This window comes from Teichococcus aestuarii, assembly GCF_003116135.1.
Classification (GTDB): Bacteria; Pseudomonadota; Alphaproteobacteria; order Acetobacterales; family Acetobacteraceae; genus Pseudoroseomonas; species Pseudoroseomonas aestuarii.
The window spans coordinates 1-19,440 of record NZ_PDOA01000010.1 but is presented as its reverse complement, the minus strand read 5'-3'; the positions used below and the strand labels follow the sequence as shown (position 1 = coordinate 19,440).

16 protein-coding genes, 1 tRNA gene and 1 pseudogene are annotated in these 19,440 nt (G+C 71.4%); 10 read left to right on the top strand and 8 right to left on the bottom strand.

All coding sequences use genetic code 11. The features are described from left to right. The first annotated feature begins 51 nt into the window (after positions 1 to 51). A complete protein-coding gene (gene gph, locus CR165_RS14850; protein ID WP_109517788.1) occupies positions 52 to 735 on the top strand; it encodes a phosphoglycolate phosphatase in 684 nt (227 codons plus the stop codon). On the opposite strand, the gene CR165_RS14845 is transcribed toward gph, so the two are convergent. Further along, the gene (locus CR165_RS14845) at positions 708 to 1,481 is read right to left on the bottom strand and encodes a DUF3108 domain-containing protein (protein WP_109517787.1); all 774 of its coding nucleotides are present in this window, start codon (positions 1,479 to 1,481) and stop codon (positions 708 to 710) included. The two genes, gph and CR165_RS14845, sit on opposite strands and share 28 nt — an antisense overlap. Before the next feature lie 104 nt (positions 1,482 to 1,585). On the opposite strand from CR165_RS14845, the gene CR165_RS14840 reads away from it, so the two are divergent. Continuing rightward, positions 1,586 to 1,660 (top strand) — tRNA-Val (locus CR165_RS14840). Positions 1,661 to 1,821: 161 nt separating this feature from the next. Here the strand turns inward: CR165_RS14840 and CR165_RS14835 are convergent. Further along, the gene (locus CR165_RS14835) at positions 1,822 to 2,388 is read right to left on the bottom strand and encodes an EF-hand domain-containing protein (RefSeq protein WP_181378182.1); all 567 of its coding nucleotides are present in this window, start codon (positions 2,386 to 2,388) and stop codon (positions 1,822 to 1,824) included. A gap of 124 nt (positions 2,389 to 2,512) precedes the next feature. After that, positions 2,513 to 3,763, bottom strand: coding sequence for a D-alanyl-D-alanine carboxypeptidase family protein (locus CR165_RS14830; protein WP_245906450.1), 1,251 nt, complete (start codon positions 3,761 to 3,763; stop codon positions 2,513 to 2,515). Positions 3,764 to 4,134: 371 nt separating this feature from the next. Here CR165_RS14830 and CR165_RS14825 point away from each other — a divergent pair, with 371 nt between their 5' ends. The 3 genes from CR165_RS14825 (at position 4,135) to clpA (ending at position 8,000) form a co-directional block, all read left to right on the top strand. Then, positions 4,135 to 4,731 carry a phasin family protein gene (locus tag CR165_RS14825; protein ID WP_109517784.1) on the top strand — a complete coding sequence of 199 codons (597 nt, stop codon included), beginning with the start codon at positions 4,135 to 4,137 and terminating at the stop codon, positions 4,729 to 4,731. Between the two features lie 331 nt (positions 4,732 to 5,062). After that, complete coding sequence (gene clpS, locus CR165_RS14820; RefSeq protein ID WP_109517783.1) at positions 5,063 to 5,449, top strand: ATP-dependent Clp protease adapter ClpS; 387 nt, start codon at positions 5,063 to 5,065, stop codon at positions 5,447 to 5,449. A 184-nt stretch (positions 5,450 to 5,633) separates the two neighbouring features. Further along, complete coding sequence (gene clpA, locus CR165_RS14815; RefSeq protein ID WP_109517782.1) at positions 5,634 to 8,000, top strand: ATP-dependent Clp protease ATP-binding subunit ClpA; 2,367 nt, start codon at positions 5,634 to 5,636, stop codon at positions 7,998 to 8,000. A 115-nt stretch (positions 8,001 to 8,115) separates the two neighbouring features. On the opposite strand, the gene CR165_RS14810 is transcribed toward clpA, so the two are convergent. Beyond that, positions 8,116 to 9,180: a LysR substrate-binding domain-containing protein gene (locus tag CR165_RS14810; protein WP_181378181.1), complete on the bottom strand. Its 1,065-nt coding sequence runs from the start codon at positions 9,178 to 9,180 to the stop codon at positions 8,116 to 8,118. A 98-nt stretch (positions 9,181 to 9,278) separates the two neighbouring features. Here CR165_RS14810 and CR165_RS14805 point away from each other — a divergent pair, with 98 nt between their 5' ends. The 3 genes from CR165_RS14805 to CR165_RS14795 all read left to right on the top strand — a co-directional run bounded on the left by CR165_RS14805 (position 9,279) and on the right by CR165_RS14795 (position 12,628). Then, the gene (locus tag CR165_RS14805; protein ID WP_109517780.1) at positions 9,279 to 10,100 is read left to right on the top strand and encodes an aspartate dehydrogenase; all 822 of its coding nucleotides are present in this window, start codon (positions 9,279 to 9,281) and stop codon (positions 10,098 to 10,100) included. 96 nt (positions 10,101 to 10,196) lie between these two features. Continuing rightward, positions 10,197 to 11,186 carry a tripartite tricarboxylate transporter substrate binding protein gene (locus CR165_RS14800; RefSeq protein ID WP_109517779.1) on the top strand — a complete coding sequence of 330 codons (990 nt, stop codon included), beginning with the start codon at positions 10,197 to 10,199 and terminating at the stop codon, positions 11,184 to 11,186. A gap of 167 nt (positions 11,187 to 11,353) precedes the next feature. Next, entirely contained in the window at positions 11,354 to 12,628 is a 1,275-nt protein-coding gene (locus CR165_RS14795; protein ID WP_109517778.1) for a M20/M25/M40 family metallo-hydrolase, read from the top strand. Positions 12,629 to 12,663: 35 nt separating this feature from the next. Here the strand turns inward: CR165_RS14795 and CR165_RS14790 are convergent, their stop codons facing one another. Then, a complete protein-coding gene (locus tag CR165_RS14790; RefSeq protein ID WP_109517777.1) occupies positions 12,664 to 13,596 on the bottom strand; it encodes a DMT family transporter in 933 nt (310 codons plus the stop codon). Between the two features lie 124 nt (positions 13,597 to 13,720). Continuing rightward, complete coding sequence (gene greB, locus CR165_RS14785; RefSeq protein WP_219929762.1) at positions 13,721 to 14,251, bottom strand: transcription elongation factor GreB; 531 nt, start codon at positions 14,249 to 14,251, stop codon at positions 13,721 to 13,723. 239 nt (positions 14,252 to 14,490) lie between these two features. Between greB and CR165_RS14780 the strand changes: the two genes are divergently transcribed. Beyond that, positions 14,491 to 16,026, top strand: a complete 1,536-nt coding sequence (locus CR165_RS14780) for a sensor histidine kinase (RefSeq protein ID WP_109517775.1) — start codon at positions 14,491 to 14,493, stop codon at positions 16,024 to 16,026. Positions 16,027 to 16,038: 12 nt separating this feature from the next. On the opposite strand, the gene CR165_RS14775 is transcribed toward CR165_RS14780, so the two are convergent. Next, on the bottom strand, positions 16,039 to 17,847 hold the full coding sequence (locus tag CR165_RS14775; protein ID WP_109517872.1) for an ABC-F family ATP-binding cassette domain-containing protein: 1,809 nt from the start codon (positions 17,845 to 17,847) through the stop codon (positions 16,039 to 16,041). A 181-nt stretch (positions 17,848 to 18,028) separates the two neighbouring features. Between CR165_RS14775 and CR165_RS14770 the strand changes: the two genes are divergently transcribed. After that, positions 18,029 to 19,144: an NAD(P)/FAD-dependent oxidoreductase gene (locus CR165_RS14770; protein ID WP_109517774.1), complete on the top strand. Its 1,116-nt coding sequence runs from the start codon at positions 18,029 to 18,031 to the stop codon at positions 19,142 to 19,144. Positions 19,145 to 19,201: 57 nt separating this feature from the next. On the opposite strand, the pseudogene CR165_RS14765 reads toward CR165_RS14770, so the two are convergent. Continuing rightward, positions 19,202 to 19,440 (bottom strand): annotated as a pseudogene (locus CR165_RS14765) (TolC family outer membrane protein); the annotation flags it as partial.

Genomic DNA, 19,440 nt, shown 5'->3' with positions numbered 1-19,440 from the left:
TTTCCGGCGTCACTTCGCATTGCCGCACGAAACATGGCATGAACCGGCGCCATGCAACGAACCGTGATCTTCGACCTGGACGGCACGCTGGTGGACAGCCGGCCGGACATCCACGCGGCGCTCAACCGGCTAATGCAGGCGCGCGGCCTCGCCCCCTTCACCCTGGCGGAGGTGACGCGCTTCATCGGCGACGGCGTGCCGGTGCTGCTCGCCCGCGCCTTCGCCGCGCGCGGCCTGCCGGCCGACCCCACCGCCCAGCCCGCCTTCCTGGCCGATTACGAGGCCCACGCCGCCGTCCACACGAAGCTGTTCGACGGCATGGCGGCGGTGCTGGACGGGCTGGCGGCCGAAGGCTGGGCGATGGCCGTCTGCACCAACAAGCCGGAGAAGGCCGCACGCCTCCTGCTGGGGGCGCTCGGCCTGGATGGCCGCTTCGCGGCGCTGGGCGGCGGCGACAGCTTCCCCGTCCGCAAGCCGGACCCGGCGCATGTGCTGGCCACGCTGGCCGCGGCCGGCGGCACGCCAGGGGCGGCGGTGATGGTGGGCGACCACCACAACGACATCGCCGCAGGCCGCGCCGCCGGCCTGCCGGTGGTCTATTGCGGCTGGGGCTACGGCCTGCCGGAGATGGCGGAAGGCGCGCCGGTGGCGGACGGCCCCGCCGCCCTGCCCGCGCTGCTGCGGCAGGCGCTGGCGGCGCCGAGGCCTCAGGCGGGGCCCAGCTCCAGCAGATAGGCGGTCAGCGGACCCAGCCAGCGGCCCGGCATCTCCACCCGCACGGGCAGCACCGGGGCACCCGGGCGCGGGCTGGCCATCCAGGCGATGGCCTCCTGCGGCTCGCGCAGGTCCCGCTCGTCATCGTGGCGGAAGCCGGCGGTCTGGCGGCCGGTAAAGCCGCAGCGCACCGCCTCGCCGCTCCAGGCCTCGCGCCAGGGGGCGAGGCGGTCCCGCCCCAGGGTGCGGGCGGTGAACTCGGCGCGGCGGCGGCCGTCGAACACCGTGGCCTCGGCTTCGCAGCGGCCGGTGCGGGCCAGGTTGCGCGCCATCTGCGCCACCGGCGTCAGCGCGTCCACCGTGCCGCGCCACAGGGCGGGCGGCACCGGCTCCCGCTCCGGGTCCTCGGCCGGCACGAGGTGGCGCAGCGTGGCCTGACCGTCGGGGTATTCCAGCACCACCTGGCGCGGCTTGCCACGCCACACCCCATCCCCCACGAAACGCACCGGCTGGGCGCGATGCTCCCGCCACAGCCCCTCGACACGGTTGACCTGCCGCCCGGCGCTGAACCAGCGCGCCAGCCCGGTCAGGTGCACGGCGGATTCGATGCGGTAGTGGCGTGGCGAATCCAGGTCGAACATCACCTCCACCCGCATCACCTGCATGCCCGCCGCCTGCACGCCATAGACGGCCCGCAACGGTTCCGCCCGCCCCGGCAGGGGCAGGAAAAGCGCGGCGGCGAGGAGCGGCAGGAGGAGACGGCGCATCCCGTTCAGATGATGCGCCGGGCGGGTGTTTGTAGATGAGGAATGATTGTGACCCCTGCTTGACACCTTTCCGGCCGCCCGTTATTTCCCCGCCCACACCCGATGGGTGCGTAGCTCAGCGGTAGAGCATCGCCTTCACACGGCGGGGGTCACAGGTTCAATCCCTGTCGCACCCACCATCGGGTCCTCGAATTTCCTGATCGTCAGGCTGCCAACGGGGCCGTGCATCGCACGGCCCCGTTGTCGTTTCTCGCGCGTGGCATGAGCGGCCCAGGGCCGCGGAGAAGCGCGGCGGGCCCGGCGGCGGGGGGGTGGGGAAGTGCCGCCGGGCCGCGCCGCCTCAGCGCGGCGCCTGGGGGGCGGGCTGCGCCTCGGGAGAGGGAGCCTGCGGCGCGGGCGCCCCGGAGCCGCGCTGATGACGGTGGTGGCGCGGGCCACGCAGCTCGGACGCCTCCAGCGCGCCATCGGCATTGGCATCGGCGGCGCGGAACATCGCCACCGCGATCGGCTGCACCTCCTGCATCGTCACGCGCCCGTCGCGGTTGGCGTCGGCGGCCCGGAAGATGGCATCCATGCGGCCTTCCATGGCGTTGCGGACGCGCTCCGGCATGGGGCGGCGCTCGCCACCCGGCGCATGGGCGGCGCGGCGCGCCTGCAGGTAGTCGCGCACTTCGTTGCGTTCCAGCGCGGCATCGTTGTTGGCATCCGCCTCGGCGAAGCGGGCGGAGAGGAAGTTCAGCCCCTCCGTCTCGCTGACGCGGCCATCGCGGTCGGCATCGGCCTGTTGCAGCATCCGGGCCGGGCCACCGTGGCGCGGACCGCCTTGGCCCGGCTGCTGCGCCAGGGCCGGAAGGGCGGCGGCGGCCAGCGCGGCGCCGAACAGGCCCATGGCAAGCTTGGAAGTCATCGTGGCTCTCCCCTCGGGATGGGCGGCGAACAGCGCCGCATGAGGAGAGAGATGGGAGGGGAATGTTACGGGCGCATTGCGCCCTCCCCCTACGCCCGTGATGAAGTGTGACGGAAGCCGGCGCTCAGCGCGCCGGCCGGGCCGGGTTGCGCCGCGCCGGCCTGCGCTCGGGCGTGGCGCGCACGCGGCTGCCGCCATCGCCCTGCTCGATCACCGTGGCCGTGGCGCGGCGGGCCACCGAAAGCCGCCCGGCGCTGCGGGCCGGCGCGGACTGCCGCGCCACCCGCGCCGCCGCCTTCTGCGTCGGCGCAGGCGTGGCACGCCGCGCCACGGCCGCCGTGGCGGCGCGTGCCGGCACCGCACGGGCCGGGGCCACGCGGCTGGGCACCACCCTGCCGGCGACGCCCCGGCCGGGCATGGCGCGGGCCTGGGCCGTCCCGCGCACCCGGCGCAGCGCCGTGGCCGCCGCCGTGCCGCCCACCGCGGCCATGGCCAGGGAGGCCGCCGGCGCGGATTGCGAGGCCATCGCGCCGTAGCCGCCACCCACCCCCATCTGCGCGAAGCCGCGCTCCAGCAGCGCCGCCGCGTGACGGTCGCGCTCCACCCAGGAGCTGCCGCCGAACACCGCGACGATCAGCCGCACATTGTCGCGCCGCGCGCTGCTGACGATGTTGAAGCCGCTGGCGTTGATGTAGCCGGTCTTGATGCCGTCCACGCCCTCATACTCGTCGAGCATGCGGTTGTGGTTGCGCAGGGCGATGGTGCCCATGCGGTGCACGCGGGTGCCGAAGTAATGGTAGCGCTCGGGGAAGTCCCGCTGCAGGCGGCGGCCAAGGGTGGCCATGTCGTGCGCGGTGGTGATCTGCTCCACATCCGGCAGGCCGGAGGCGTTGCGGAAGGTGGTGGAGGTCATGCCGATGGCGCGGGCGCGCAGCGTCATCATCTGCGCGAAGCGCGCCTCGCTGCCGCCGCCCAGCGTCTCGCCCAGCAGCGAGGCGACATCGTTGGCGGATTTGGTGACGAGAGCGTAGATGGCGTTCTCCACCGTCAGGCTGCGCCCGGGCGGCAGGCCGAGCTTGGAGGGCGGCCGGCTGGCGGCGGTCTCCGTCATGTAGAGCCGCTGGTCGAGCTGCAGCTCGCCGGAGCGCAGCGCCTCGAAGACCATGTAGAGCGTCATCATCTTGGTCAGCGAGGCCGGATGGCGCGGTGCGTCGGCATTGGCGCCGAACAGGACCTGGCCGGTGCCCGGCTCGATCACCACCGCCGCATAGCGGGCACTGCCGATCTGTGCCTGCGCCGCCCCCGGAAGGGTGGCGGCAAAAAAAGCCGATGCGGCCAGCAAGCCGAGCCGGCGCATCGCGCGGACAAGTGACATGTCCATCCCCCGAAATGGCCTCACCCCCCAGTGAGGTGCCACATACTAGGCGGGGGCTCGCGGCGCTGTCATCGAGAACTCATGAGGAACATGCCCTTTCAACAAGGGCTTAACCCCTTTCGTTTATGCGCGGTCCCATGAACGGAACGGCGCCTTCCCGAGCCTTCCCCGAGAGTGTTTCACGCTGGTTGCTGCACCGCAAAAATTTTACTGGACTCCCCTGAAATTCGTTGCCATACCGCCCAAATGCTGCGGTGCAACAAAACCCGGCTGCCGACCTGGACCTCGTTTCGGGCGGGTCTTGAGGCCTACCGGAACCAGCGTTCCCTTCCCCTGCGGAGGAAGCGCGCGAGACCGAGGAGGAACATTGAATGGCCAATGAGCCCAAGGTGACGAAGCTGAACACGAAGCCGTCGTCACCCAAGGACAAGGCGATCGAAGCGGTGGTGGAGAATGTTTCCGCCATCGCCGAGACGGCGGCGGATGCGGCTCCGGCGCCGGCGAGCGAGCCGGCGCAGGCGCTGGCGAGCATGACCAAGGACAGCGCGGCACAGACCCGCACGGCGATGGAGAAGACGATGGACCAGACGACCCGTTCGACCGAAGGCCTCTACAAGGCCACCGAGGATGCCATGGAGTTCGGCCGTGGCAACATGGAGGCCTTCAGCAAGGCCACCCAGGCCTATGTCAGCGGCCTGCAGGACCTGAGCAAGCAGGCCTTCGCGGTGATGCAGGCGATGAACGAGCACGCCATGCAGAACGCCAAGGCCGTGGCCTCCGCCAAGAGCCTGAAGGAGGCCGCCGAGCTGCAGACCACCTTCGCCAAGGCGCAGCTGGAGAAGTCCATGTCCGAGGCGACCCGCCTGAACGAGGCCGCCTTCAAGCTGGCCGAGCAGGCCTCCGCCCCGATCGCCGCGCGCATGACGCTGGCGATGGAGCGGATGACCCGCCCCGCCGCCTTCGCCTGACCGACCATGCCGGCGGCGCCCTGGGCACCGCCGGCCAAGCCCCCCCTGCCCCGGCTTCCGCCGCCTCGCAGGGGGTGGCCGCAGGCGTGCGCGCCGCGCCCGCCCCGCGCCCGCCAGCCCGGCCCATGCCCTGGCGCTTTTACGGCGTGGTGGCGCTTTTCCATCGTCATCGACATGCTCGGCCCTTCACCTTGGCCCCGCCCGTCCGATATTCTCGGGCATCATGGGCGCGAGGAGCGGGGTCCAGTGGCGGATTCCAGACCCCTCCCCCCGATTACGGACGGACAGCCCATTGGGTGCAGCAGACAACCGGCAAGCCGGCAGCAGTGACATGACGGACCAGGACAAGCGCCCGGATCAGGACAGCGACAACAACGGCCCCGGCAACAATGGCAATGGCGGCCAGGGCGGCTCGCAGGACGGCACGAATACCGGCGTCGTGGTCAAGGCACGCCCGCGCACGCGCAAGCCTGCCATGTACAAGGTGCTGATGCTGAACGACGACTACACGCCCATGGAGTTCGTGGTGCACGTGCTCGAGCGCTTCTTCCAGAAGAACCGCGAGGAGGCGACGCGCATCATGCTGCATGTCCACCGCCGTGGCGTGGGGGTGTGCGGCGTCTATACTTACGAGGTGGCCGAGACCAAGGTCACCCAGGTGATGGACCTCGCCCGGCAGAACCAGCACCCGCTGCAGTGCACCATCGAAAAGGAATGATGGGGCAAAAAGGAATGATGCGGGGCATGATCATCTCTGTGTAACCTAGTGAAACTTAGAATACCCCTCGCCGTCATAGGGGAGCGAGACCACATTACGGCTATCCTGGGTCGAAAGACCCTGTCTTGCGGCGCCGGACCCTTCCATACCCGGTGCCGTTCCTGGAAGGGGAGCGTCACACCGCATGCTGTCCCGCAACCTTGAGCAGACGCTCCACCGTGCGCTGGCGCTGGCCAATGAACGCCGCCACGAATACGCCACGCTGGAGCACCTGCTCCTTGCCCTCGTCGACGACACCGACGCCGCCACCGTGCTGCGCGCCTGCGGGGTCGACCAGGACAAGCTGAAGCGCGACCTGGCCGAGTTCCTGGACAAGGATCTCGCCGGGCTCGTCACCGAACGCTCCGGCGACCCGAAGCCGACCGCTGGTTTTCAGCGGGTGGTGCAGCGCGCCGCCATCCATGTGCAATCCTCGGGCCGCGACGAGGTGACGGGCGCCAATGTGCTCGTCGCCCTGTTCAGCGAACGGGAGAGCCATGCCGTCTACTTCCTGCAGCTGCAGGACATGACGCGGCTGGACGCGGTGAACTTCATCAGCCATGGCATCGCCAAGGCTCCTGGCCGCAGCACCAGCCGCCCGGTGCAGGGCAACCCGCCCAGCACCGCCTCGGGTGCCGAGGAAGGCGCGGAGAAGGAGGAGAAGCCGCAGGGCCGCCGTGGCCAGGACGCGCTCTCCAACTACTGCGTCAACCTCAACAAGAAGGCGCAGCAGGGCAAGATCGACCCGCTCATCGGGCGCGACTCCGAGATCGAGCGGACCATCCAGATCCTCTGCCGCCGCACCAAGAACAACCCGCTCTATGTGGGCGACCCGGGCGTCGGCAAGACCGCCATCGCCGAGGGGCTGGCCAAGCGGATCATCGAGGGCGACGTGCCGGAGGTGCTGGCCAAGTCCACCATCTTCGCGCTCGACATGGGCAGCCTGCTCGCCGGCACCCGCTACCGCGGTGACTTCGAGGAGCGGCTGAAGGCCGTGGTGAACGAGCTGGAGCAGCAGCCCGGCTCCATCCTGTTCATCGACGAGATCCACACCGTGATCGGTGCGGGCGCGACGTCCGGTGGCGCGATGGATGCTTCCAACCTGCTGAAGCCGGCCCTGGCCCAGGGCACGCTGCGCTGCATCGGCTCCACCACCTACAAGGAATACCGCACCTACTTCGAGAAGGACCGCGCCCTGGTCCGCCGCTTCCAGAAGATCGACGTCAACGAGCCGACGGTCGAGGACGCGGTGAAGATCCTGACGGGGCTGAAGGTCAATTACGAGAAGCACCACAAGGTCAAGTACACGCCGGAGGCGATCCGCGCCGCCGTCGAGCTCTCGGCCAAGTACATCCACGACCGCAAGCTGCCGGACAAGGCGATCGACGTCATCGACGAGGTCGGCGCCTCGCGCATGCTCCAGCCCGAGGGGAAGCGGAAGAAGACCGTCACCCTGAAGGATGTGGAGGACATCGTCGCCAAGATCGCCCGGATCCCGCCCAAGAGCGTCTCCACCGACGACAAGGAGACGCTGCGGAACCTGGAGCGCGACCTCAAGGCCATGGTGTTCGGCCAGGACAACGCGATCGAGGCCCTCTCCGCCGCGATCAAGCTGTCCCGCGCCGGGTTGCGTGACCCGGAGAAGCCGATCGGCAACTATCTCTTCTCCGGCCCCACCGGTGTCGGCAAGACCGAGGTGGCCAAGCAGCTCGCCAAGACGCTCGGCATCGAGCTGATCCGCTTCGACATGTCCGAGTACATGGAGCGGCACAGCGTCAGCCGGCTGATCGGCGCGCCGCCGGGCTATGTCGGCTTCGACCAGGGCGGATTGCTGACCGACAGCATCGACCAGCATCCGCATGCGGTGCTGCTGCTGGATGAGATCGAGAAGGCCCACCAGGACCTCTACAACATCCTGCTGCAGGTAATGGACCACGGGAAGCTGACCGACCACAACGGCAAGACGGTCGATTTCCGCAACGTCATCCTGATCATGACGACCAATGCCGGTGCCGCCGACATGGCCAAGAACGGCATCGGCTTCGGCCGCGAGGAGCGGAAGGGCGAGGATGAGGAGGCGGTGAAGCGCCTGTTCACCCCCGAGTTCCGCAACCGCCTGGACGCCGTGGTGCCCTTCGGCAACCTGACGCCGGAGATCGTCGGCAGCGTGGTGGAGAAGTTCGTGATGCAGCTGGAAGCCCAGCTCGCGGATCGCAACGTCACCATCGAGCTGTCCTCCGCCGCCAAGGAGTGGCTGGCCGAGAAGGGCTATGACCGCCTGTACGGCGCGCGGCCGCTGGCCCGCGTCATCCAGGAATACATCAAGAAGCCGCTGGCCGAGGAGCTGCTCTTCGGCAAGCTGGCCAAGGGTGGCGCGGTCAAGGTGGGCAAGAAGGATGACAGCCTCACCTTCGAGTTCATCGAGGCGCCCCTCCCCGCCCTGCCCAAGCCCGATGACGGCCGGCCGGACGGCGACGGAGAGAATGAGCACGCGCCAGAGGCGGCCAGCTAAGGCCTGACGCAGCGTAGCGAAAGAACGGCCCGGTGGCATTGCCGCCGGGCCGTTTTCGCGTGGGTTGCTGTCTTGGCCTTGCTTGGCCTTGGCAAATCCTTCCGAGGCCGTTAGCTTACCGAAAATTACGTCCTGCCCCCCCATTGGCGGCGTAATTTCCTTGGGCTTCGCTTCCCTCGCGGCCCGGGATATCCCCGGGCGGCGGCCCCAGGCCGCCGCCCGGGTGCGTATCCATCAGGCTCCGCCACGCTTCCGCCAGCAGCCAGCCATGCAGCGCATCGAGCGGCCCCTCTCCTTTGCGGCTGTCCTGCCGCAGCAGCACATAGCTTCCCGCGCTGGCGATACGCGCCGTGCCGGCCACGGCCAGTCCTTCCTGCGGAAGGTTGCCGGGCAGCAGGATGTCCGGCACCAGCGCCACCCCCTGCCCCTTCCGCGCCGCTTCCAGCGCCATGAAGAAATGGCTGAAGGATAGGCCGCCTTGCACGCGCTGCGGGGCCAGACGCACACCCTGGGCGCGCAGCCAGTCCGGCCAGGCATGGCGGCGGGTGGAGACATGGATCAGCGGCAGGGCTGCCAGGGCGGCGGGCTCCAGCGGACCGTTCGGCAGCCATTCGGCGCGGCAGACAGGCACCAGCACATCCGGCAGGAAGGGCATGGCCTCCAGCCCGCGCCAGTCCCGCACCATCTCCAGCTCGATGCGCGGCGCCAGCCGGTGCTGCGGCTGGCCCGGCAGCCGGCCGACGCGGATCGCCAGGTCCGCCTCCCCTCCCGCCAGCGAGACCGGCTCGATGGAGGAGAGCAGCCGCACCTCCAGCCCCGGATGCCGGCGTGCGAAGCCATCCAGCCGCGGCATCAGCCAGGCAGAGGCGATGGTCGGCAGGGCGGAGAGCGTCAGCCGCCGCGGCGGCCCGCCACGCAGCCGCCCCGCCCCCTCGGCCAGCAGTGCCAGCGCCTCCTCCACGGTGCGGTGGAAGGCCGTGCCTTCGGGCGTCAGCACGATGCGGCGGGTCAGGCGCCGGAACAGGGGCTGGCCGAGATCCTCCTCCAGCGCCTTCACCTGCCGGCTGACGGCGCCCTGGGTCAGCCCCAGCTCGGCCGCCGCGCCGGTGAAGGAGAGGTGGCGCGCCGCGGCGTCGAAGCCGCGCAGCGCCGCCAGGGGGGGAAGGGTTCGCCGGGCCATGCATGAGCCTAGCGCATGCATCGCCGACCGGGAATTCGTTTGCCAGTATCCTGCCCCGGCGCTCTGCTCACCACCGAGAGGTATACAGGATGAATGTCATGTCACAGCCGCGGCCCCGCCCGCTGCGGGTCGCCATCGCCGGACTCGGGGCGGTGGGCCAGCGCCTGGCCGAGGCGCTGGATGCCGGCATTCCCGGCTGCGAGTTGTCCGCCGTCGCGGCGCGGGACAAGGCCAAGGCGGCGCGGACCCTGTCTACGCTGCGCCACCCTGTGCCGGTGGTCGACATCGCCGAGCTGCCGCCGCTGGCCGACCTGGTGGTGGAATGCGCGCCGGCGGCGCTGCTGCCGCAGATCGTCGGCCCCTTCGTCGAGGCCGGCAAGAAGGCGGTGGTGCTGAGCGCCGGCGCGCTGCTCTCGCATGAGGGGCTGGTCGAGGCGGCGCGCCGCCATGGCGGGCAGATCATCGTGCCGACCGGCGCGCTGCTCGGGCTGGATGCCGTCTCCGCCGCCGCCGAGGGGGAGATCCACGCGGTACGCATGATCACCCGCAAGCCGGTGCGCGGGCTGGTGGGCGCCCCCTATCTGGAGGAGCACGGCATCCGGATCGAGGACATCCGCGAGCCGCTGCGGATCTTCCAGGGCACGCCGCGGGAGGCCGCCATCGGCTTCCCCGCCAACCTCAACGTGGCGGTGGCCCTCTCGCTCGCCGGCATCGGGCCGGACCGCACCAGCCTGGAGATCTGGGCGGACCCGGCGCTGACCCGCAACACCCACCGCATCGAGGTGGAGGCGGATTCGGCCAGCTTCTCCATGACCATCGAGAACATCCCGAGCGAGAATCCCAAGACGGGGAAGATCACCGCGCTTTCTGTCATCGCCTGCCTGCGCAAGCTGGGCGCGCCGCTGCGCGTCGGCACCTGAACGGCCCGGCCGCGCCCCGTTTCCGGGGCGCGGCCCACCCATAAAAAAACACGCCCCACACGGCCCGCGCGACTCCCGAACCGCAAAGGCCTTCCAATGCATCGCCGTACGCTTCTGCGCCTCCCCGCCCTCGCCCCGCTGGCGGCGCCCGCCCTGTGGCCCGCCGCCGCGCGCGCCCAGGCCGCCGCGTGGCCGAGCCAGCCCATCCGCCTGCTGGTGCCCTTCTCGGCCGGCGGCCCCACCGACCTGCCCGCCCGCCTCGTGGCGGATGAACTCTCGAAATCCTTCGGCCAGCGGGTGGTGGTGGAGAACCGCACCGGCTCCGGCGTCATCGTCGCCAGCGACGCGGTGGCCAAGGCGCCGAAGGATGGCCACACCCTGCTCTACACCACCGTCGGGCATTCGGTGGCGCGCGCCCTCTTCCCGCATCTGCCCTTCGACCCGATCGCGGATTTCCAGCCCGTCGCGCATATCGGCCGCATCCACAACGTGGTGATGGTGAACAAGGCGGTGCCGGCGCAGAGCCTTCCCGAACTGCTGAAGCTGTTTCGCGACAATCCGGGCAAGTACGACTACGCCAGCAACGGCAATGGCGGCTCCATCCATCTCGCCACCGAGCTGCTGCTCGCCATGGCCGGCGGGCTGGAGGTCAACCACGTGGCCTATCGCGGCTCCACCGCCGCCATGCCGGACCTGCTGAGCGGCAATGTCTCGATGATGGTCGATGTCATCTCCAGCGGCATGCCTTTCATCGAGCGCGGCGAGATGCGCGGCCTCGCCATCACGGCGCGGGAGCGCTCGCCCCTCTATCCGGACCTGCCCACCGTGGCCGAGACGGTGCCGGGCTATGAATCCTTCACCTGGCATATGGTGCTGGCCCCCGCCGGCACGCCCGCGGAGACCGTGGCCACGCTGAACCGCGCGATCAACGCCGTGATGGCGCAGGAAGGGGTGCGGCAGACGCTGCGCAAGCAGGCCATGGACATCGTGTCCGACAGCACGCCGCAGAGCAGCGCTGCCTTCCTCCGCGCCGAGATCGAGAAGTGGGAGGCGCTGATCGTCCGCGCCGGCATCAAGGCGAGCTGAGCGGGGCGGCGCCCGCCGGCTCACGAGGGCCGGCTCATGGGGGCCGGCTCATGGGGGCCGGCTCATGGGGGCCGGCCGCATCCCCGGCCCGCCCCCTTGACCCGGCGCGCGCCCGGGCGGAACGTCCGCGCCCTTTTCCGACCCCTGATTGCCGAGGCCCGACTCCCATGCCCGACGACGCCGCCCCTGCCCTGCGCGCCCTGCTCTCCGCCACCGGCGGCGCCGACCCGGCCGCCGAGGTGCAGGATCTGCTGGCCAGCCCCGCCTTCGCCCGCATCGTGGCGGCGCTGGAGGCGGACCACGACCGCTTCGTGCAGCAGCTCATCGCGCTCACTCAGATTCCCTCGCCCCCCTTCGGCGAGGCGGCGCGCGCCTCCGCCTATGCCGGCCTGCTGCGCGACCAGGGGCTGGAGCAGGTGGAGACCGACGAGGAAGGCAACGTCACCGCGCTGCGCCCGGGCACCGACCCCTCGGCCGGCGTCATCGTGCTCTGCTCGCATCTCGACACGGTGTTCCCCGAGGGCACCGACGTGACGGTGAAGCGCGAGGGCACCATCCTGCGCGCCCCCGGCGTCGGCGACGACACGCGCGGCCTGGCCGTGCTGCTGGCCATGGCGCGGGCGCTGGACACGGCGGGCATCCGCACCCGCGCCGGGCTGCTGCTCCTGGCCTCGGTGGGCGAGGAAGGCGCCGGCGACCTGCGCGGCGTGAAGCACTTCTTCCGCGCCAACCGCTGGCGCGACCAGGTGGCCGGCTTCATCGCCATGGACGGCATCGACCCCGCCCGGCTGGTGCATGGGGCGGTGGGCAGCAAGCGCTACCGCATCACCTTCCGCGGCCCCGGCGGGCATTCCTTCGGCGCCTTCGGGCTGGTGAACCCGGCCTTCGCCCTGGCCCGCGCGGCCGACGACCTCGGCCGCATCCGCGTGCCCAGCCATCCCAAGACCACCTTCTCCATCGGCCGCATCGGCGGCGGCACCTCGATCAACGCCATCCCCGAAGCAATGTGGATGGAGGTCGATCTCCGCTCCGCCTCGGCCGAGGCGCTGGCGGTGCTGGAGGCGCGCTTCCTGGAGACGCTGCCCCAGGCGGCGGCGGACGAGAACGCGGCGCGCGACACGGCGCGCGGCGAGATCCGCGTCGAGGTGAAGCAGATCGGCGACCGCCCGGCCGGCACCACGGCGCGCGAGAGCCGCATCGCCCGCGTCGCGGCGGCCACCATCGGCGCCCAGGGCTACGCGCTGAAGCACGAGGCCTCCTCGACCGACAGCAACATCCCGATCAGCCTCGGCATCCCGGCCGTGACGCTGGGCACCGGCGGCAGCGGCGGGCGGGAGCACTCGCTGGAGGAATGGATCGACGTGGAGCAGACGGCCAGCGTGAAGGGGGTCGCCACGGCGCTCGGCACCATCCTCACCCTGGCGGGCGTTGCCAGCAACTGAGCCGCGGGGGGCGCGTGGCCGGCGGCCCGCGCTCCTCACGCTTTCGGCGCGCGCGCTTCCTGGCGGGCCATCCAGCTCGCCGAGCCGAAGATCACCAGGGCGCCGGCCAGCGTGGTCCAGCCGGGGATGTCGCCGAACAGCAGGAAGCCCAGCATCGCCGCCCAGGCGAGGTCGAGGAACTTGATCGGCTGGGTGGCGGAGACGTCCGCGAGGCGGAACGCCTCCGTCAGGCACCAGTGGCCCAGCGTGCCGAGCAGCCCCGCCACCGCGAACCAGGCCAGCTGCACCAGCGTTGGCGCCTGCCAGGAGGCCAGCGCGAAGGGCAGCGTGAACAGCGAGATGGTGATGGCCTGCCACATGACGATGACATCCGGCCGGTCCCGCCGCGTCAGCGCCTTGGTGATGAGGAAGGAGGCGGCGAAGAGCGGCGAGGCGGAGAGCATCACCAGGTTCCACAGCCCGCCGCCGCCGGAGAGCTTGGGCGCCAGCACGATGGCCACCCCGACCAGCCCCACCAGCGCCGCCACCCAGCGCGCCGCCACCACCTTCTCGCCCAGGAACAGCACGGCGCCGACCATGATGAAGATGGGCCCGGTGAAGCCCAGCGCCGTGACATCGGCCAGCGGGATGTGCGGCAGCGCCAGGAACCACAGCAGCAGCCCCGCCGTGTGCACCACGCCGCGCCAGAGCTGGCCGGAGAGGCCGTTCGGCGCATAGGCGCGCGGCCCCTCCCGCCAGAGCAGCGGCAGCATCACCGCGAAGCCGAAGGCGTAGCGCAGGAACTGCGCCTGGAAGGAGTGCATCTCCCGCGTCATGCCGCTCATGATGGCGTTGAGCAGGCTGAACAGCAGGCCGGAGAGGCTCATCCACACCATGCCCCGCAGCGTGGGCGAGAGGCCGCCCCAGGCGGTGCCCAGGCGCAGCCGGAGTCCCGGCGTGGCGGGCGGGCGGACGGCGTGCTGCGACATGGCTGGAAGGTTCCGGCGTTTCCATCGGTGGCAGGCAAGGCCACGCCGGGCAGCATGGCGCCGGCCGCCCGCCTCCGCCAGGGGAATACGGCGCGCCCCTGCGCCGTCTCGCGCGAAAGCGAGCCTAGGCTGCGCCCGGCGCCGGATAGCGGATCGCCACCACCTCCAGCTCCTCCGGCCCCGCCGGGGTGCGCAGCTTCACCAGATCCCCCACCCGGGCCTTCAGCAGCGCCCGCGCCACCGGCGAGACCCAGGAGATGTGCCCGCGGTCGAGATCCGTCTCGTCGACGCCGACGATGGTGACGGTGACCTCCGAATCGTCCTCCCGCGCATAGGTGACGGTGGCGCCGAAGAACACCTGGTCGCGCCGCGGCTGCGTCGCCGCGTCCACCACCTGCACCCGCTCCAGCCGCTTGCGCAGGAAGCGCACCCGGCGGTCGATCTCGCGCAGCCGGCGCTTGCCGTACTGGTAGTCGGCATTCTCGCTGCGGTCGCCGAGGCTGGCGGCCCAGGAGACGATCTCCACCACCTTCGGCCGCTCCTCGCTCCACAGCGCGCGCAGCTCCGCCTGCAGGGCGGCGTGGCCGGCGGGCGTCATGTAGAACGGCGTGCCGGCGGGCAGGCCGGGCGGGGCTTCGTCGTCGTCCTCGTCCATGGCGGCTTCCTTCCCACAGTGGCGGGCGGGGTTACCGCAAGGCCGTGCATTCATGCAACATTTTGTAAAACAAGCAGGGCATCCCTATCGCGTTGTTGGCGAAATCGCGCTTCACTCCCTGCCATGCAGCACATGATCGTGCCGACGGCCAGTGAACCCGCACCAGACCACATTCCACGCGGATGCGGGCTGGATGTCTCCCGCCGTGCCGCAGGTGGTCCTGCCCTCCGGCGGCCCGCATGACTCCCTTCCTGAAGCAGGCGGGCCAGGACTCCCGGCTCTGGCTGACGGCAGGGCTCGCCGTGGGCCTGCTGTTCGCCGGCATGGCGGCCACCAGCTACCAGCTGCTCTACCGCAACGGGGAGAACGAGCAGCGGCTGCAAAGCCTGGAGGGCGGCTTGCAGGACACCGAGCGTCTGCTCGCCCTGCTGGACGAACGACGGGAAGGTGGCGGCTCGCTCGAGGCGGTGCTCGCCTCCCTGGCCCGCCTGGCGGCGGCGGAGCCGCCTCTGGCGCCCGCCCAGCGCGGCCTGGCCGCGGCCGTCGCGCGGCTGCAGGGGGCTCCCGACACGGGCATGGTCGACATGGCGGGCCTGGTGCTGGAGCGGACCATCCGCACGGAGATGCGGCGGCTGCGCGCCGAGGAGCGCCATCAGGAGCGCGTCAGCCTTTCCCTGGGCCTGGCCGGCATGGGCGCGGGTGGCTCCCTGCTGCTGGCGGGGCTGTTTTCGGCGCGGTGGCGGGAGCGGCAGCAGGCGCGCGGCGCACAGCACAAGGGGGCCGAGCTGCGCGCCATCTGCAAGGCCACGCCGGCCGGGCTGGCGCTGCTGGACGGCGAGTGCCGCCTGCGCGAGATCAACCCGGGCTTCGCCGCCCTGGCGGGGCAGCCGGAGGCGCGGCTGGTCGGCCGCCATCTGGCGGAGGCGATGCCGCTGCTGGGCGGCCTGTTGCTGCCCATGCTCCGCGGCGCCCTGGCCCGCGGCGAGGGGCTGCCGGGGCAGGAGGTGCAGGTGATGGCCCCGGGCGGGCGCAGCCAGCACTACTTCATCGCCGCGGAGCCGGTGCTGGGCGGCGGGGCCGAGGCCCGCCTCTCGCTGGTGGTGATGGACATCAGCGACAAGGCGGCCATCGAGAGCTGGCGCAAGGAGCTGGTGGCCGAGCTGAACCACCGGGTGAAGAACACGCTGTCCACCGTGCAGTCCCTGGCGGCGCAGACCATGCGCGGCGCGGGGCAGGACCCCAACCGCTTCGCCGCCGATTTCAGCGCGCGGCTGGGCGCGCTCTCCCGCTCGCACGAGCTGCTCGCCTCGGTCGGCTGGTCCAAGGCCACGCTCGACGGCGCGATCGAGGCGGCGCTGGCCCCTTGGAAGGCGGTGTGGCTGGCCACCGGGCAGCTCGTGATGCACGGGCCTTCCGGCGTGGTGGTGCGCCCGGCCCAGGCGCAGGCCATGGTCATCGCCATCTCCGAGCTGGCCAGCAATGCCAGCCGGCACGGCGCGCTGGCGCATGATGGCCGCGTCACCCTGACCTGGCGCGCGACACCGAACGGCGTGATCCACTTCTCCTGGCACGAGCATGGCAAGCTGCGGCTGCGGGAAGCGCCGGCGCAGCGCGGCTTCGGGCTCCGCTTCCTGGAGCGGGGCCTGGCGCATGATCTGGGCCAGGGCGCGCGGGCCGAGCTGCGCTTCGAGCAGGCGGGGCTGCAATACGATGTCAGCTTCCGCGCCGGCGGCGTGCAGCCCTCCACCTTCACCCTGCAGAAGGGCGCCGCCTGAGCACCCGGCGGCTCAGCCGCCGAGTTCCTCGCGCAGCATCTCCAGCGCCAGCCAGCGCTCCTCCGCCTCGGCCAGCCCAACCTCGGCGCGGGCCAGCAGCTCGGTGGCCTTGTCGAAGCGCGCCCGGTCCCGCGTATAGAGGCCAGGGTCGGCCAGGATCTCCCGCAGCTTGGCCGCCTCCGCCTCCAGCTTGGCCATGCGGGCGGGCAGCGTCTCCAGCTCGTGCTGCTCCTTGAAGGACATCTTCTTCCGGGCGGCCGGCGGCGGGGCGGCGGCCGGCTTCGCCGCCGTGGCGGGCTTCGCCACCGTCTCGGCGCGGGCGCGCACGCCATGGCCGCGCTGCGTCACCATGTCGGAATAGCCGCCGGCATAGTCCTGCCAGCGCCCCTCCCCCTCCCAGGCGATGACGTTGGTCGCCACCCGGTCGAGGAAGTCGCGGTCGTGGCTGACCACGATGACGGTGCCGGAATACTCGGCGATCTGCTCCTGCAGCAGGTCGAGCGTCTCGAGGTCGAGGTCGTTGGTCGGCTCGTCCAGCACCAGCAGGTTGGAGGGGGTGGCGAAGGCGCGGGCCAGCAGCAGCCGCCCCCGCTCGCCGCCCGAGAGCGCCACCACCGGCGTGCGCGCCTGCTCCGGCAGGAACAGGAAGTCCTTCATGTAGCCGATGACGTGGCGCGGCTGGCCGTTCACCCACACCTGGTCGCCACGCTTGCCGGTCAGCGTCTCGGCCACCGTGGCGGTGGGGTCGAGTGCTGCGCGGCGCTGGTCGAGGCTGATCATCTGCAGGTTGGTGCCGAGCTTCACCTCGCCCGAATCGGGCGCCAGAACGCCGGTCAGCATGGAGAGCAGCGTGGTCTTGCCCGCGCCGTTCGGCCCGACGATGCCGACCCGGTCGCCACGGATGATGCGCGTCGAGAACTCCCGCACCACCGCCCGCTCGCCGAAGCTCTTGCTGATGCCGTCGGCAGCGATGACGAGCGTGCCGGAGGCCTCGCCCTCGGCCACCGCCATCTTCACGCCGCCCTGGGCGGCGCGGCGCTCCCGCCGCTGCTGGCGCAGCCCGGCCAGCTCACCCACGCGCCGCACGTTGCGCTTGCGGCGGGCCGTCACGCCGTAGCGCATCCAGTCCTCCTCGCGGACGATCTGGCGGTCGAGCTTGTGGGCCTCCTTCTCCTCCTGCTCCAGCACCTCGTCGCGCCATTCCTCGAAATGCGCGAAGCCGCGGCCGAGGCGGCGGGTGGTGCCGCGGTCGAGCCACACCATCTCCCGCGTCATCGTCTCCAGGAAGCGGCGGTCGTGGCTGATCAGCACCAGCGCCGAGCGCATGGCGCCGATCTCCTGCTCCAGCCACTCGATGGCCGGCAGGTCGAGGTGGTTGGTCGGCTCGTCCAGCAGCAGGATGTCCGGGGACGGCGCCAGCGCGCGGGCCAGCGCCACGCGGCGCGCCTCGCCGCCCGAGAGGTTGGCCGGCTTCTCCTCGCCGGTGAGGCCGAGCTGCTCCAGCAGGTAGCGGGCGCGGTATTCGTCGTCCCCCGCCGTCAGCCCGGCCTCGACATAGGCCAGCACGGAGGGGAAGGTGCCGAGATCCGGCTCCTGCTCCAGGTAGCGCAGCGTGGCGCCGGGCTGGAGGAAGCGGCTGCCGCCATCCGGCTGCGCCAGCCCCGCCGCGATCTTCAGCAGGGTGGACTTGCCGGAGCCGTTGCGGCCGATCAGCGCCAGGCGCTCCCCTGGCGAGACGGACAGCGTGGCGCCCGACAGCAGCGGCGTGGTGCCGAAGCCGAGGCGGATATCCTGGAGGAGCAGAAGCGGGGGAGCGGCCATGCCCGGCTGCGTGGAGCGGCGGCGGCGGCGCGTCAAGCGCCCTGCGCCCAAAGAAGCCGCCGGAAGCCCGCCATCGCATTTTTGAGCGGGTTTCCGCGCCCTTTCCCTCAACCGGCGCGCGACGGCGGGGCGGCGGCGCGGTAGAACCAGGGCCCGCTTGTCATCCCCGGAGGAAATGGCCTTGGATCAGGTCGAATGCGTGGTCGTCGGCGCGGGCGTGGTGGGGCTGGCCGTGGCGCGCGCCCTGGCTCTCGCGGGCCGCGAGGTGCTGGTGCTGGAGGCGGCCGAGGGCATCGGCACCGAGACCTCCTCGCGCAACAGCGAGGTCATCCACGCCGGCATCTACTACCCCAGGGGCAGCCTGATGGCGCGGCTCTGCGTCGAGGGGAAGCACCGGCTCTACGAATACTGCGCCGAGCGCGGCGTGCCGCACCGCAACTGCGGCAAGCTGATCGTCGCCACCAACGAGGAGGAGACGGGCAAGCTCGCCTCCATCCGCGAGCGCGCGGCCGCCAATGGCGTGCCGGACCTGCGGCTGGTCAGCCGCGAGGAGGCGCTGGAGATGGAGCCGTCCCTCTCCTGCACCGCCGCCCTCGTCTCGCCCTCGACCGGCATCATCGACAGCCACGCCTACATGCTGGCGCTGCAGGGCGATGCCGAGAATGCGGGGGCCATGTTCGTCTTCCACAGCCCGGTTTTGGGCGGGCGGCTGCTGCCGGAGGGCGGCGCCGAGATCCGCGTCGGTGGCGCCGAGCCGATGGAGCTGCGCTGCCGCCTGCTGGTGAACGCCGCCGGCCTCTACGCACCGCGCCTCGCCGGCTCGCTGGAAGGCATGCCGGCCGGCCATGTGCCCACCGCCTACTACGCCAAGGGCAACTACTTCACCCTGGCCGGGCGCTCCCCCTTCTCGCGGCTGATCTATCCGGTGCCGGTGCCGGGCGGTCTCGGCACCCACCTGACCATCGACCTCGGCGGCCAGTGCCGCTTCGGCCCGGATGTCGAGTGGGTGGAGAAGGTGGAATACGAGGTGGACCCGCGCCGCGGGGACAGCTTCTACGCCGCCATCCGCCGCTACTGGCCCGGCCTGCCGGAGGGCGCGCTGCAGCCGGGCTATTCCGGCATCCGCCCGAAGATCGTGCCGCCCGGGCAGGCGGCGCAGGATTTCGTCATCCAGGGGCCGGAGACGCATGGCCAGCCCGGCCTTGTGAACCTGTTCGGCATCGAGAGCCCGGGGCTGACCGCCTCGCTGGCCATCGGCGCCCTGGTGGGCGAGATGCTGGTGATGGAGCCGGCCTGACCCGGCCGGGAGCCGGATGAACGGCGGGAGGGGCTGTGGCCCTCCCGCCCGGGCGGCTCACTGGCCCGAGTAATCCCCTGTGCCGAACCAGCGGGAGCGGACGGTGTTGTAGTAGGCCTCCATGTCGTACTGGGCGACGGGGAGGGCAAGGTCGCGGGCGGTGAGGCGCCCGACGGCGCCGGCGAGGTTGTAGCTGGCGGTGACGACGCTGGAGAGCGCCTGCACCAGGGTGACGCGGGCGTTGAGCAGCTCCTGCTCGGCGTTCAGCACGTCGAGCGTGGTGCGGCTGCCCACCA

Excerpts from the sequence above, each read along its gene's own strand:
- gph (WP_109517788.1), top strand. The coding sequence starts at position 52 with ATGCAACGAACCGTGATCTTCGACCTGGACGGCACGCTGGTGGACAGC.
- CR165_RS14845 (WP_109517787.1), bottom strand. The coding sequence starts at position 1,481 with ATGCGCCGTCTCCTCCTGCCGCTCCTCGCCGCCGCGCTTTTCCTGCCC.
- CR165_RS14835 (WP_181378182.1), bottom strand. The coding sequence starts at position 2,388 with ATGACTTCCAAGCTTGCCATGGGCCTGTTCGGCGCCGCGCTGGCCGCC.
- CR165_RS14830 (WP_245906450.1), bottom strand. The coding sequence starts at position 3,763 with ATGTCACTTGTCCGCGCGATGCGCCGGCTCGGCTTGCTGGCCGCATCG.
- CR165_RS14825 (WP_109517784.1), top strand. The coding sequence starts at position 4,135 with ATGGCCAATGAGCCCAAGGTGACGAAGCTGAACACGAAGCCGTCGTCA.
- clpS (WP_109517783.1), top strand. The coding sequence starts at position 5,063 with ATGACGGACCAGGACAAGCGCCCGGATCAGGACAGCGACAACAACGGC.
- clpA (WP_109517782.1), top strand. The coding sequence starts at position 5,634 with ATGCTGTCCCGCAACCTTGAGCAGACGCTCCACCGTGCGCTGGCGCTG.
- CR165_RS14810 (WP_181378181.1), bottom strand. The coding sequence starts at position 9,180 with ATGGCCCGGCGAACCCTTCCCCCCCTGGCGGCGCTGCGCGGCTTCGAC.
- CR165_RS14805 (WP_109517780.1), top strand. The coding sequence starts at position 9,279 with ATGTCACAGCCGCGGCCCCGCCCGCTGCGGGTCGCCATCGCCGGACTC.
- CR165_RS14800 (WP_109517779.1), top strand. The coding sequence starts at position 10,197 with ATGCATCGCCGTACGCTTCTGCGCCTCCCCGCCCTCGCCCCGCTGGCG.
- CR165_RS14795 (WP_109517778.1), top strand. The coding sequence starts at position 11,354 with ATGCCCGACGACGCCGCCCCTGCCCTGCGCGCCCTGCTCTCCGCCACC.
- CR165_RS14790 (WP_109517777.1), bottom strand. The coding sequence starts at position 13,596 with ATGTCGCAGCACGCCGTCCGCCCGCCCGCCACGCCGGGACTCCGGCTG.
- greB (WP_219929762.1), bottom strand. The coding sequence starts at position 14,251 with ATGGACGAGGACGACGACGAAGCCCCGCCCGGCCTGCCCGCCGGCACG.
- CR165_RS14780 (WP_109517775.1), top strand. The coding sequence starts at position 14,491 with ATGACTCCCTTCCTGAAGCAGGCGGGCCAGGACTCCCGGCTCTGGCTG.
- CR165_RS14775 (WP_109517872.1), bottom strand. The coding sequence starts at position 17,847 with ATGGCCGCTCCCCCGCTTCTGCTCCTCCAGGATATCCGCCTCGGCTTC.